Raw genomic sequence first — 11,100 nt, forward strand, 5'->3', positions numbered from 1 at the left:
CCGTTCCCGCGCTCGCCGGCTATCTGGCGGGCGCCGTGGTGTACATCGCGCAGCACGCGGCGCTGCATTGAGCGGCTCACGCCGGATCCAAAATTAACGCCGGGTTAACGTAATTCTTTAGCTCCTTAAGTCACCTCTTAAGGATTTCTTGCCAGAGATAGACAATGCAGAAGGCCCGTCCCGCGCGGGCAGGAATTGTTGTTGTGCGATGAGTAAACCCGCTGAAAAGCCCGAGGTTGTGCAGCTTCCGGCCGAGCCGGTGAGCGTGCCGTCGGCGAGCCATCGCCGGGCTGCGGCACAGCGGGTGCGCGAGGCGCGCGATAAGTTAACGTCGACCAGTGGAACCCGGCCGGCTTTCGATGCCGAAATGCTGCGCCAGTACGCCCAGACGCGGCTGTCGGCCTCCTATGTCGTGATGCTGCTTGTGGTCGCGACAGGCGTGCTGTTTGGGCTGTGGATGCAGCCGATCCCGGCCGCGGCCTGGACCGCCGGCATGCTTTGCATTCATGCCGCAATGATCCGCAGCTGCCACCGCTTCCTGGCCGAGCCCGCCTCGCCCGCGGCAACGCGCGCATGGCAGACGCGTTTCGTCGTGCTCGACCTGCTCTATGGCCTTTGCTGGATGGCGATCCTGATCCATCCCGTGCTCGACATGATCACGGAAACGCTGATGATGTTCCTGATGCTGCTGGTGATCGCAGTATCAAGCATGCTGGCCGCCAATCTGCCGATCGCCGCCCTCGCCGCCACCGCACCGGTCGCGGTCGCGATGGCGCTGAGCTTCGTGATGACTGGCTCGCTGGATAATTACATCCTGGCCGCGCTCGCCGTCGCCGCCGAAGGCTATTTCGTGTTGCTGGCTCACCGCCTGCACTCTTCGACCTTCGCCACGCTCGAGGCGCGGGCCGAGAAGGACGCGCTGATCGGCGAGCTCGAACAAGCCAAGGCGATCTCGGACGAAGCGCGCCACCGCGCCGAATCCGCCAATGTGGCCAAGTCGCGCTTTCTGGCGCAGATGAGCCACGAACTGCGGACGCCGCTCAATGCAATCCTCGGCTTCTCGGAAGTGATGAAGAGCGAGATTTTCGGCGCGCATGCCGTGCCGGTCTACAAGGAGTACTCGGCCGACATCCACAATTCCGGCGTCCACCTGCTCAACCTCATCAACGAGATCCTCGATCTGTCGCGGATCGAGGCTGGCCGCTACGAGCTCAACGAGGAAGCGGTCTCGCTGGTCGGCATCGTCGCCGACTGCCATCATTTGATGAAGCTGCGCGCCTCGAGCCGTGGCATCACCATCCACGAGGTGTTCGAGCAGGCGATGCCGCGGCTGTGGGCCGACGAGCGCGCGATCCGCCAGGTCGTGCTCAATCTGCTCTCCAACTCGATCAAGTTCACTCCGCAGGGCGGCGAGATCTGGCTCAAGGCCGGCTGGACGGCCTCAGGCGGACAATATCTCTCGGTGAAGGACACCGGCTCCGGGATTCCCGAGGACGAGATCCCGGTCGTGCTCGCATCGTTCGGCCAAGGTTCCAATTCGATCAAGTCGGCCGAACAGGGCGCCGGTCTCGGCCTGCCGATCGCCAAGAATCTGGTCGACCTGCATGGCGGTACGTTCACGCTGAAATCGAAGCTGCGCATCGGCACCGAAGTGATCGTCACCTTCCCGCCCGAGCGCGTGATGAGCGCGCTGGCGCCGATGTCGGATGATTCTCCGCCGCTCCAACCCGAGAGTTCCGCGGTAGCGGACGAGAAGCGCCGGCCCCGCCGCAAGCCGATCATGAGCGCGGGTACGGGCTCGTAACGAGATGCTTGCAGACATGCCCGACCATCCGCCACTATGCCCCAATGAGCAAAGAAACGCCGTGCGTGGCGGTCTGCATGATCGACCCCAAGACCAGGCTGTGCTTCGGCTGCGGACGCACATTGCCGGAGATCGCGCGCTGGCACGCCATGGAGAGCGCGGAGCGGCTCGCCCTCATGGCGCTGTTGCCGGCGCGCATGAATCAGGCTGGACTTCCGCCCATCGCGGGATCGCCGAAACACACCTGACCGGTCGGCGCGCATCTGGAAATGCGCAATGATCCGCTTTCTGCTCGTCTTCATCATGCTCGCCTGCACGGCCGGTGCCGTCGTCGCCTATGGCGATTCCGACCAGATCGCGCGCGCGAGCAGCAAGGTCTCGCATATCTTTCGCACGCAGACCGCAGCGCCCGCGCCCGCCGTGCAGATTCCGCGCGGCCAGGGCGGCGAATTCGCGCTGCGCGCGAAGATCAACGGCGTGGCCGCACCGATGGTCATTGACACCGGCGCGACCTCGGTGGTGCTGACCTGGGAAACCGCGAAGGCGATCGGGCTGCCGCTCGAGATGCTCGAATACGACGTCGATCTCGAAACCGCGGGCGGTCACACCAAGGCGGCCCGCCTCACGATCGACCGCCTCTCCGTCGGTCACCTCGTCGAGAAATCGGTGCCAGCCCTCGTCGTGCAGCGCGGGCAGATGAAGACCAATCTGCTCGGCATGAGCTTCCTCGATCGCCTGGAGAGCTGGGGCGTGCGCGCCGACAGGCTGATGCTCACGGGTTATCCGGAGCTCCAGACCAGTCGCCGCCGCTCGCGCCTGGCAGTCGACTAGACTCTTGCAATCCGGCTCGTCATGCGATTACGGCTAGGCCGCCGCCTCCGCCGGTGCGCGCGCACCGACACGCGCAATCGCTTCGCGTAGCACCTCGAGGCCAGCGCCCGGCTTCACCCCCTGCTCGGCAAGATGCCGGCGGAAGGCGCGCGCGCCGGGGACGGCGTGGAATGCGCCGACGAAATGCCGCGTCATAGAGTGCAGCCTCGTGCCGCGCGCGAGTTGCTGTTCGATGTAGGGCACCATCCCTTCGAGCGCATCCTGCATCGAGGCATGCGGCGCCGCCTCGCCGAAAATGTCGGTATCGACCGAGAGCAGCCGCCACGGCTCCTGATAGGCGGCTCGTCCAAGCATCGCGCCGTCAACGTGATCGAGATGTGCCCTTGCCTCGTCGACACCGGGGATGCCGCCGTTGATGATGACAGGCACATCCGGCATCGCGCGCTTGAGGCGATAGACGCGATCATAGTCGAGCGGCGGGATGTCGCGATTCTCCTTCGGTGACAAACCGCTGAGCCATGCTTTCCGGGCATGTACGATCAGCGCATCGCAGCCGGAGTCAACGACTGCGTGCGCAAGGTTGTCGAGCGCGACTTCGGGATCCTGGTCGTCGATCCCGATGCGGCACTTCACGGTCACGGGCACGGCCACCGCACCCTTCATCGCCTCGACGCACCTCGCCACGAGATCAGGCTCTGCCATCAGGCAAGCGCCGAAACGGCCGTCCTTCACGCGGTCGGAGGGGCAGCCGACGTTGAGGTTGATTTCGTCATAACCCAACTCCTCGCCGATCCGCGCCACCAGCGCCAGCTCGCGTGGATCCGACCCGCCGAGCTGAAGCGCGACCGGGTGCTCGACCAGGTCGAACCCAAGCAGCCGCTTCCGGTCACCATGAATGATGGCGCCAGTGGTCAGCATCTCCGTATAGAGCAGCGCCCGCCTCGTCAGGTGACGGTGGAACACCCGGCAATGCCGGTCGGTCCAATCCATCATGGGCGCCACGGAAAAGCGATATTCTTGATATTCCAAGTAGTTATCCTATCCTTACAATGGACTAGAGCAGGAACAAGTGCACACGTGTGCACTCCAAACTAGCCAAAATTGCACACGTTTGTACCGCGTTTGATCTCCCGGTGCACACTAGCGCACATGAAATCCGGGTGGAGCGCACACGCGGTGCCGACCTTTAAGAAGCTCAAGTCGGGCAGCTGGCGCGTTCAAGTCAGGAGGAATCGTATCGCACTTCGTAGTCCTGGCCGTTAGCCACGCGGGCGCGATCTTGTTTGCGTCCCCGTGCGGTCTCCTTCTTCGCTGCCATCTGCTCCTCCGTCCGCGAAACTCATCGCGGTGCGACGCTTCAAGGAATCGCGAGTTCCTTCAAAGAAGCTGTTGCGAGCGCGAGGCCGAACGAACGCGAGCGACGCAGCATCGCGGCTCCAACTTGGTGGGCTTTTCCATTTTCAGTTCCTCGACCGCCTGCACGAAGGCTTCGTCGCGCCGCATGAGCAAAGCGGCCATTTGGCGCACGTCGCGCGAGCTGGTTTGCTCCGGACTTTCGCCCCGGAGCCCGCTCCCGTTTTCTTGCAGATGCTTCTCTAGATCCTCCTTTCCAAAACCCACGGCTCGGGAAAACTTGGAACTTCTCAGCCCAGCGTAGGTTGGTTGCCGATCGTTGAACTCAGGAGCCGAAAATGAGCCGCGGAATGCCATCGATGACCGCCCTCTTGGGTATGCTCGCAATCGCGGGGTATCAAAATCGGGACAAGCTGGCGGACATGTTTCGCAATGCGACCTCCGGCCAGCCGGCGGGTGCCAAGGATTCCCTGAGCGGCATGCTCGGCAGCCTTGGCGGCCTAGCGGGCACCGGAGGCGTGGGTTCGCTGCTGAACGGCGGGATCGGCGAATTGCTCGAGCACTTCAGGCAGAACGGGCAAGGCGATGTGGCTCAATCCTGGATCAATCAGGGGCCGAACCGCGAAGTCACCCCGCCCGAACTCCAGCAGGCTATCGGTCCGGACGTCCTTCAAAAACTGGAGCAGCAGACCGGCTTGTCGCAGCAGGAGATTCTCGACCGTTTGTCCCGAGAGCTTCCGACTGCCGTGGACAAATACACGCCTGATGGACGTCTTCCGGCTTCATCGGCGGGATAACACCACAGCGATCGAGGGAGAGACATGAGCATCATCTGGACGATCATCATCGGTTTCATCGCAGGCGTCATCGCGAAGTTCATCATGCCCGGCGACAACGAGCCCTCGGGTTTCATCCTGACCACCATCCTGGGAATAGTGGGCGCGTTCGTTGCGACCTATCTTGGCCAATCTCTCGGCTGGTACCGGCCAGGAGAAGGCGCAGGACTAGTGGGGGCAGTGGTAGGCGCCATCATCGTGCTTTTCGTCTACGGTTTTGTAGCCGGTCGCAGCCGTCGGGCCATCTAACCACAGTGCACGGAATTCTGCGCGTCAGCGGAGAATTCGCCCGGTGTGAAAGGCGATCGGCAAGATGAAATGGATGCTCGTTGTCCTGGTAGGAGGCATGACCCCGGTCAACACCGACCTGGTGTTCGACAAGTTCGCCGATTGCCTTGCCGCCGAGGAGCAGATGCGGAAACATTATACCGACGCCTTCGAAGTCTGGGACCGATGGGCCGCCGCGAATATCGAGCGAAGACGCGAATACACGAAGGTGCGCGACCTCCAGGCCAAACGCCTGCTCAGCAACATCGGTACGTGCGTTCCTCATGCGGGCGGCGACCCCGCGGCGCTTCAGCAGCAGAGCAATCCGACACCTCCCCAAACTCCTCAAGCCGCACCTATGCTTCAGCCAAGTCCGAAAACGTGACGTCTGAACGTTTCGAACAGGCGCAGCCGCAAACGAATGTTGCAGCTGCGCATTCATCGCCCCTGCCTTCATTGTTCTCGCCCGCGCTGACCTTTGGCCTGCTGACGATTATAGGTGAACGCCTAAATGTCGCCCTGACGGACCTGCGGGCTGACGATGTCGGCCGAACTATAGCGCAAGCACCGGCTCAAGGCCCTCCTGCCGCGCCACAAGCTGATCGCGTTCAGCAAGCACCGCAGCCAAAGTAAAGGATGAGCGGGTCACGACCTGGGTGCATCCTTCGTTGGTCGTGGAAGTGAAATTAGCGGAGTGGACCAGCAAGGGCGAGCTGCGCCAGCCGGTCTATCTCGGCCTGAGGTCGGACAAATTGGCCAAGGACGTCGTTCGCGAAAAGAAATGGCCGCGAAAATAGTACGCCGAGACGAAACGTGGACCCCAGGAGTTCAACCAGCGGTGCGCTCGGATGCCGAAGGCCACGGCGGCAGGGGCGGCAGTCCGAGGGCCTTGCGTACTGGTCCGAACGACCTCCGGTGAGCTGCGCATGCACCAAGCCTGGCGAGCGCCTGATAATGAGCCGGCACCGGGTAGCCCTTGTGATCCGCGAATCCGTAGCCGGGGTGACGCACATCGAGCGTCCGCATTATGCGGTCGCGCTCGACTTTCGCGAGGATGGAGGCGGCGGCGATGCTGGCGGACTTGGCGTCGCCTTTAATGATGGACTGCTGAGGGATCTCGATTTCTTTCAACCGCTTCGCGTCAATCAGCAAGTGCTGCGGCGCCAACCCTAGCCCCCGGACCGCACGCTGCATCGCCTGGATGCCTGCCCAATAGATGTTGATCGCGTCGATCTCCTCGACCTCGACGAATGCCACACACCAACTCTCTGCCTTTTCCTTGATCTCCTTCGCGAGTTCTTCGCGAGCGGCGGCATCGAGTTTTTTCGAGTCGTCAATTCCGATTATCCGCGTGCCGGGTTTCAGGATCACGGCGCCGGCGGAGACTGGCCCGGCGAGAGGGCTCATTCCCGCCTCGTCCACGCCTGCCACAATATGATGGCCGCTTGCCCAGAGAGAGGTCTCGAAGCGGAGCATCTTTCGCAGGCGCTGCCCTTCGGACCTGTTTTCGGAGCGCCGTTTATCGATGGAAGCCAGGATGGCACGGGCTCCCGCGCGGGCGTCGGCCCGTAAGACCTGCTCGACGCTGGCCTCGAGGGGTCTTTTCTCGACGACATAGCGCCGCCGCAATTCATCGAGTGAATACTGGGACATGGCGGCCTTCCTGAAGATTGACTGCGGGAAGCGTGTCGGTGAAATTTGTGGCGATTGTCTGAAGCTAGACCATGCCGTCATCGACTGCGCAGCGCCTTGTCGAAAGAACCGGACCGGCTCTCCATCTGAGGTCCCGCTGTTCTGGAGGCCACTGATCCACACCTCGCGTCCACCGACCTCCGAGCTGAACCAACCGGTGTCTTCATCCCTTTAGAATGAGTGGAGCCTCGATCCCAGGGTGCTTCCGAGGGGACCGGCCCATGCTCCGACAAACCAGCAACGAAGAAGAGGTTCTGGACCGCACCGCGGGGGTCGCGGCCACCATCGCGGAAGAAGGCCTCCGGTATGTCAGCGACTCCGCGCCGGGGTACACGCGCAAGCGGACTGGAACCACTTTCAGCTACTACGACAAGGACGGCAAGCGCATCACCGATGCCGCCGTCATCCGACGCATCAAATCAATCGGCATCCCGCCGGCCTACGAATCCGTGTGGATCTGCCCGTCTTCGAACGGCCACATCCAGGCAACCGGGCTCGATGCGCGGGGCCGCAAGCAGTACCGCTACCACGCAAAATGGCGCGAGTTGCGCGACCAGAACAAGTACGAGCACATCATCCAGTTCGCGGCCGCGCTGCCAGCGCTGCGGGAGCGGGTCGCCGCCGACATGAAGCGGGACGGACTGCCCCGCGAGAAGGTGCTGGCCACGATCGCCAGTCTTCTGGAGAAGACGTTGATCCGGGTCGGCAACGCCGAGTATGCCGAGAAAAACAAGTCCTACGGGCTCACCACTATGCGCCGCAAGCACGTCGCGGTCGGGCGCGGCGTCCTTCGGTTCGACTTTACGGGCAAGTCGGGCAAACAGTGGAAGCTTCGCATCGAGGACAAGCGGATAGCCGCGATCGTGAAGCGCTGCGCGGAGATCCCCGGACACGAGCTCTTCAAGTACCTGGACGACGACGGACAGCCCCGCACCGTCGATTCCGGCGACGTCAACGCCTACATCAAGGATATCACGGGCGAGGACTTCAGTGCCAAGGATTTTCGGACTTGGGCGGGAACGGTTCTGGCAGCGTTGGCCCTGACCGAATTCAAGAAGTACGATAGCCAGGCCGAGGCGAAGCGCAACGTCGTCGCCGCCATCGAAAGCGTCTCGAAGCAGCTCGGCAACACACCGGCGATCTGCCGCAAGTGCTACGTGCACCCGGAAGTCCTGAACGCCTACATGTCTGGTGACCTCGTGAAGATGATTGATGCCAAGATCGCGCAGAAGTTCAAGCGCCAGTACGCCAAGCTCACTCCCGACGAGATCGTGGTGCTGGCATTTCTCCGCAAGCGTCTCAATTCTCTGAAGGCGCCCGCCTAGCCTCGCGTACCAGTCTCCGGACGCCCGCGTCCTCCTCGATGCTTGCGCGCACGCCTCGGCAGGTGCCGGAAGCTGTCGAAGGCGAACAGAAGCTGGCCGGCGTGCTTGTTATTGTCGGCTTGCTTGCCGCCTTCGCGCTTTCGGCCAAACGTAAAAGGGCATTGGACGCCTTCTGAATCAATCACGTGTTGGCCCACCTGCCAGAGTGCATAAATTCAGGCGGGGCTTTGGGGTCAGCCGCCGTCGCGTTCATCGTGGCGTGTTTGACCGAGTTCAGACGTATCGCGATGTAGACCGAGGAAGCCCCCCTTGCAACGACAACTTTTTAGTAGCTCCTCTATTCCTCTATTCCGAAACTTCGATTGCAATGGGTTGGTGATCGGATGCATCCGTCGCTTCGTTGACCTCGATGCTGCGAACGTAGCCGGTCAAATCTTCCGTCACGAAAATGAAGTCGCGGCAGTCGGGCCCCTCGGCCCACTGCGCGCGGTCGTAGATTCCGCAAGTCGGCGCACGCGCGCGGCCGGGACGATCGGCGGTCCATGCATCCCGATACGCCAGACCAGGCCGGCCAGATCGGGCAATCAATGCGTGCTGAGGGTCGGCAACGTCAAAATTGAAATCACCACACAGCAGGCTCGACGCCGCGACGGTCTGACTTTCATACGGCTCATCGTGCCGGGAGCCGGCCTGCTTCGGACTCATTGACGCGTCCTCCTGCAAATCCAGCAGGCGAGCGATCTGTGCCTCGCGCTGGCCGGCCGAATGGAACTCGAGATGCGTGTTGACGACGCGGACCACGCCAAACGAGGCCTGAACCGTCACCTCCAGGGCGTGACGGCGCATGCTCCGCACCGCGGCTGCGGCGGGCCATGGCAGCAGATGGTTTGCAATCTGCAGCACCGGCAACCTCGACAGCGTCATGTTACCGAAGCGATGGAGGTTGCCATCAGGATCGACAGTTTCGATCGCGGGCCGGAATATTGCGGAGTAGCCGGGCAAAAGGGCTGCCAGCTGTTCGCTCTGATCCGCTCCATCACCAAATCTCGAGAAGTTCGCGCTCACCTCCTGGAAGCAGAACACGTCCGCATCGAGCGTCTGTCGGGCGACGGCAACGATCCTTGCCAGATCGGTCACGCCGTCGCAGCCCTTTCCGCACTGTATGTTCCAGGTGAGAAGTCTCATTAACGGATGCCTGCACGCATGAATGACTGGACGAACTGACGCTGGAACAGCAGAAACGCGATCAGCAGCGGCGCCATCGTCATCACGGTTGCCGCCGTGATCACTGACCAATCCACGCCGGTCTCAGGCGCGCCGAACACGGCAAGCCCCACGGTGAGCGGCCGCGCTTCCACCGAATTCGTGACGATCAACGGCCACAGGAAATTGTTCCAGTGATAGCTGACGGAGACGAGGCCAAAGGCGACATAGGTCGGGCGAGCCAGCGGGACATAGACCCGCCACAGGATTCCGAGCGGACCCGCTCCCTCGACCCGCGCGGCTTCGACCAACTCCTGGGGCACACCCTTGAAGGTCTGCCGCAGCAGGAAGATGCCGAAGGCGCTCGCGAGATAGGGCAGCGCGATCGCAGGGATCGTATCGAGCAATCCCAACCTTGCGATCGCGCGGTAGTTCTCGACGATCAGGACGTCGGGCATGATCATCAGCTGGAGCAGAACGAGGGCGAAAGCGATGCCGCTGCCCCGGAACCTGAAGCGCGCAAAGGCATAGGCGGCCAGCGTCGACAGGATGAGCTGACCAACCAGGATCAGCGTCACCAGCACCACCGTGTTGAGATAGTACCGAGCGAACGGCGCCTGGTTCCAGGCCCGGGCAAAATTCTCCAGCGTCCAGGGCGCGGACAGGCTGAACGACGTGGCGTAAGCGGCCGGATGCAGCGCGCTCCAAAAGGCATAGGCCAATGGGGCAAGCCAGATCAAAGCCAGGAGCCATGCTGCGACGGCCTCAATGGGGCGTGTCCGGCCTCTCATTGATAGTGGATCCTGCGATCGAGGTAACCGAACTTGATCAGCGCAACCGAGCTCAGCAGCATCAGAAGCACAACCGTCAGCGTTGCCGCGTAAGAGGAATCTTGGAAGGTGAAGGCAACTTCATAAATGTAGTAGAGCAGCAGCGTGCTGGCGTTGTTCGGACCGCCCTTGGTCATGATGACCAGATGGTCCACCAACTTGAAGGAGTTGATGACTGCGTTGATCGTCACGAACAACGTGGTCGGCATCAGCAATGGGAACGTGATCCGGCGGAACGTATACCACCGGCTCGCGCCTTCGATGGACGCGGCCTCTTCGAGGTCCGGCGAGAGCTGCTGCAGCGCCGCCAGGTAGAAAATCATGAAGAAGCCGGCCTCCTTCCAGATCACCATCACGACCAGACAGCCCATCACCGTCGAGGGATCGCCCAGCCAATTCCAGCCGCCGAAACCGAAAAGGCCGCGCAATTGATCCACCAACCCGTAATCCGGCGTGTAGAAGAACAGCCAGATATTGGCGACGGCGATCATCGGCAGCACGGTCGGCGTGAAATAGGCCAGTCGCAGAAAGCCGCGGCCGCGTATGTTGCGATTGACCCAGATCGCCATCACCAGGGCCAGGGCAATCGAGGTCGGGATCGTGCCGAGCGCGAACCAGAAATTATTGACCAGCGCCTTCCAGAAGATCGGATCGGCCGCCATGGACCGATAGCTGTCAAGCCCGACGAAGGCGTCCGTGCCGTTCCGCCGTGTGACGAATAGCGAATGCCGGATCGTCGCCAGAATCGGAAAGTGCGTGAATGCGATCAGCAGGACGGCCGCCGGCAACAGCAGCAGCCAGGCATTCACGGCGTTCCACCACGCCTGCGATCGGACGCGGCGCGGGGCAATCGGCGATGAGGCGATGGAGTCGGACATCTGTGAGCCGGCGGGATGGCGGTGGCGCGCCATCCCGCCACGTCCCTATTTGTAGGCGCGCAAGACGCGGTCGGACTGCTG

14 protein-coding genes and 2 pseudogenes are annotated in these 11,100 nt (G+C 62.3%); 9 read left to right on the forward strand and 7 right to left on the reverse strand.

Annotated features, from left to right (window positions below; all coding sequences use genetic code 11):
- The first annotated feature begins 208 nt into the window (after positions 1–208).
- The 3 genes from IVB32_RS14695 to IVB32_RS14705 are packed head-to-tail and all read left to right on the forward strand — an operon-like array spanning position 209 to position 2,635.
- Entirely contained in the window at positions 209–1,804 is a 1,596-nt protein-coding gene (locus IVB32_RS14695) for a HAMP domain-containing sensor histidine kinase (RefSeq protein WP_018459393.1), read from the forward strand.
- A 44-nt stretch (positions 1,805–1,848) separates the two neighbouring features.
- Positions 1,849–2,052, forward strand: a complete 204-nt coding sequence (locus IVB32_RS14700) for a DUF1289 domain-containing protein (protein WP_018459394.1) — start codon at positions 1,849–1,851, stop codon at positions 2,050–2,052.
- 28 nt (positions 2,053–2,080) lie between these two features.
- Positions 2,081–2,635 carry a TIGR02281 family clan AA aspartic protease gene (locus IVB32_RS14705; RefSeq protein ID WP_018459395.1) on the forward strand — a complete coding sequence of 185 codons (555 nt, stop codon included), beginning with the start codon at positions 2,081–2,083 and terminating at the stop codon, positions 2,633–2,635.
- Positions 2,636–2,668: 33 nt separating this feature from the next.
- Here the strand turns inward: IVB32_RS14705 and dusA are convergent, their stop codons facing one another.
- From dusA to IVB32_RS14720, 3 genes and pseudogenes are all read right to left on the reverse strand, one after another.
- Complete coding sequence (gene dusA, locus IVB32_RS14710) at positions 2,669–3,664, reverse strand: tRNA dihydrouridine(20/20a) synthase DusA (RefSeq protein WP_256466578.1); 996 nt, start codon at positions 3,662–3,664, stop codon at positions 2,669–2,671.
- Positions 3,665–3,863: 199 nt separating this feature from the next.
- A pseudogene (locus tag IVB32_RS14715) lies at positions 3,864–3,953 on the reverse strand (DUF3606 domain-containing protein); the annotation flags it as partial.
- Positions 3,954–4,012: 59 nt separating this feature from the next.
- Positions 4,013–4,345 carry a hypothetical protein gene (locus IVB32_RS14720; RefSeq protein ID WP_247370877.1) on the reverse strand — a complete coding sequence of 111 codons (333 nt, stop codon included), beginning with the start codon at positions 4,343–4,345 and terminating at the stop codon, positions 4,013–4,015.
- Between IVB32_RS14720 and IVB32_RS14725 the strand changes: the two genes are divergently transcribed.
- The 4 genes and pseudogenes from IVB32_RS14725 to IVB32_RS14740 all read left to right on the forward strand — a co-directional run.
- Positions 4,327–4,785: a YidB family protein gene (locus IVB32_RS14725; protein WP_026233798.1), complete on the forward strand. Its 459-nt coding sequence runs from the start codon at positions 4,327–4,329 to the stop codon at positions 4,783–4,785. The genes IVB32_RS14720 and IVB32_RS14725 overlap by 19 nt on opposite strands.
- 24 nt (positions 4,786–4,809) lie before the next feature.
- Positions 4,810–5,073 (forward strand): GlsB/YeaQ/YmgE family stress response membrane protein, encoded by a 264-nt coding sequence (locus IVB32_RS14730; protein WP_018459399.1) that lies wholly within the window; start codon positions 4,810–4,812, stop codon positions 5,071–5,073.
- A gap of 64 nt (positions 5,074–5,137) precedes the next feature.
- The gene (locus IVB32_RS14735) at positions 5,138–5,476 is read left to right on the forward strand and encodes a hypothetical protein (protein ID WP_018459400.1); all 339 of its coding nucleotides are present in this window, start codon (positions 5,138–5,140) and stop codon (positions 5,474–5,476) included.
- 238 nt (positions 5,477–5,714) lie between these two features.
- Positions 5,715–5,888: pseudogene (locus IVB32_RS14740) on the forward strand (DNA ligase); the annotation flags it as partial.
- A gap of 31 nt (positions 5,889–5,919) precedes the next feature.
- Here the strand turns inward: IVB32_RS14740 and IVB32_RS14745 are convergent.
- Entirely contained in the window at positions 5,920–6,744 is an 825-nt protein-coding gene (locus IVB32_RS14745) for a ribonuclease HII (protein WP_018459402.1), read from the reverse strand.
- Positions 6,745–7,004: 260 nt separating this feature from the next.
- Here IVB32_RS14745 and IVB32_RS14750 point away from each other — a divergent pair, with 260 nt between their 5' ends.
- Entirely contained in the window at positions 7,005–8,108 is a 1,104-nt protein-coding gene (locus IVB32_RS14750) for a DNA topoisomerase IB (RefSeq protein ID WP_018459403.1), read from the forward strand.
- Between the two features lie 38 nt (positions 8,109–8,146).
- A complete protein-coding gene (locus IVB32_RS14755; RefSeq protein WP_018459404.1) occupies positions 8,147–8,284 on the forward strand; it encodes a hypothetical protein in 138 nt (45 codons plus the stop codon).
- Positions 8,285–8,453: 169 nt separating this feature from the next.
- Here IVB32_RS14755 and IVB32_RS14760 read toward each other — a convergent pair whose 3' ends face one another.
- The 3 genes from IVB32_RS14760 to IVB32_RS14770 are packed head-to-tail and all read right to left on the reverse strand — an operon-like array spanning position 8,454 to position 11,019.
- Positions 8,454–9,293 carry an endonuclease/exonuclease/phosphatase family protein gene (locus IVB32_RS14760; protein ID WP_085385585.1) on the reverse strand — a complete coding sequence of 280 codons (840 nt, stop codon included), beginning with the start codon at positions 9,291–9,293 and terminating at the stop codon, positions 8,454–8,456.
- A complete protein-coding gene (locus tag IVB32_RS14765; protein WP_026233799.1) occupies positions 9,293–10,102 on the reverse strand; it encodes a carbohydrate ABC transporter permease in 810 nt (269 codons plus the stop codon). The genes IVB32_RS14760 and IVB32_RS14765 overlap by 1 nt, the downstream gene beginning before the upstream one ends.
- The gene (locus tag IVB32_RS14770; RefSeq protein ID WP_018459407.1) at positions 10,099–11,019 is read right to left on the reverse strand and encodes a sugar ABC transporter permease; all 921 of its coding nucleotides are present in this window, start codon (positions 11,017–11,019) and stop codon (positions 10,099–10,101) included. Before IVB32_RS14770 ends, IVB32_RS14765 begins: the two co-directional genes overlap by 4 nt.
- Positions 11,020–11,100: the final 81 nt, after the last annotated feature.

This window comes from Bradyrhizobium sp. 23, from assembly GCF_023073295.1.
Classification (GTDB): domain Bacteria; phylum Pseudomonadota; class Alphaproteobacteria; order Rhizobiales; family Xanthobacteraceae; genus Bradyrhizobium; species Bradyrhizobium canariense_D.

Excerpts from the sequence above, each read along its gene's own strand:
- IVB32_RS14730 (WP_018459399.1), top strand. The coding sequence starts at position 4,810 with ATGAGCATCATCTGGACGATCATCATCGGTTTCATCGCAGGCGTCATC.
- IVB32_RS14770 (WP_018459407.1), bottom strand. The coding sequence starts at position 11,019 with ATGTCCGACTCCATCGCCTCATCGCCGATTGCCCCGCGCCGCGTCCGA.
- IVB32_RS14695 (WP_018459393.1), top strand. The coding sequence starts at position 209 with ATGAGTAAACCCGCTGAAAAGCCCGAGGTTGTGCAGCTTCCGGCCGAG.
- IVB32_RS14720 (WP_247370877.1), bottom strand. The coding sequence starts at position 4,345 with ATGGCATTCCGCGGCTCATTTTCGGCTCCTGAGTTCAACGATCGGCAA.
- IVB32_RS14700 (WP_018459394.1), top strand. The coding sequence starts at position 1,849 with ATGAGCAAAGAAACGCCGTGCGTGGCGGTCTGCATGATCGACCCCAAG.
- IVB32_RS14745 (WP_018459402.1), bottom strand. The coding sequence starts at position 6,744 with ATGTCCCAGTATTCACTCGATGAATTGCGGCGGCGCTATGTCGTCGAG.
- IVB32_RS14760 (WP_085385585.1), bottom strand. The coding sequence starts at position 9,293 with ATGAGACTTCTCACCTGGAACATACAGTGCGGAAAGGGCTGCGACGGC.
- IVB32_RS14705 (WP_018459395.1), top strand. The coding sequence starts at position 2,081 with ATGATCCGCTTTCTGCTCGTCTTCATCATGCTCGCCTGCACGGCCGGT.
- IVB32_RS14750 (WP_018459403.1), top strand. The coding sequence starts at position 7,005 with ATGCTCCGACAAACCAGCAACGAAGAAGAGGTTCTGGACCGCACCGCG.
- IVB32_RS14725 (WP_026233798.1), top strand. The coding sequence starts at position 4,327 with ATGAGCCGCGGAATGCCATCGATGACCGCCCTCTTGGGTATGCTCGCA.
- IVB32_RS14735 (WP_018459400.1), top strand. The coding sequence starts at position 5,138 with ATGAAATGGATGCTCGTTGTCCTGGTAGGAGGCATGACCCCGGTCAAC.
- IVB32_RS14755 (WP_018459404.1), top strand. The coding sequence starts at position 8,147 with ATGCTTGCGCGCACGCCTCGGCAGGTGCCGGAAGCTGTCGAAGGCGAA.
- IVB32_RS14765 (WP_026233799.1), bottom strand. The coding sequence starts at position 10,102 with ATGAGAGGCCGGACACGCCCCATTGAGGCCGTCGCAGCATGGCTCCTG.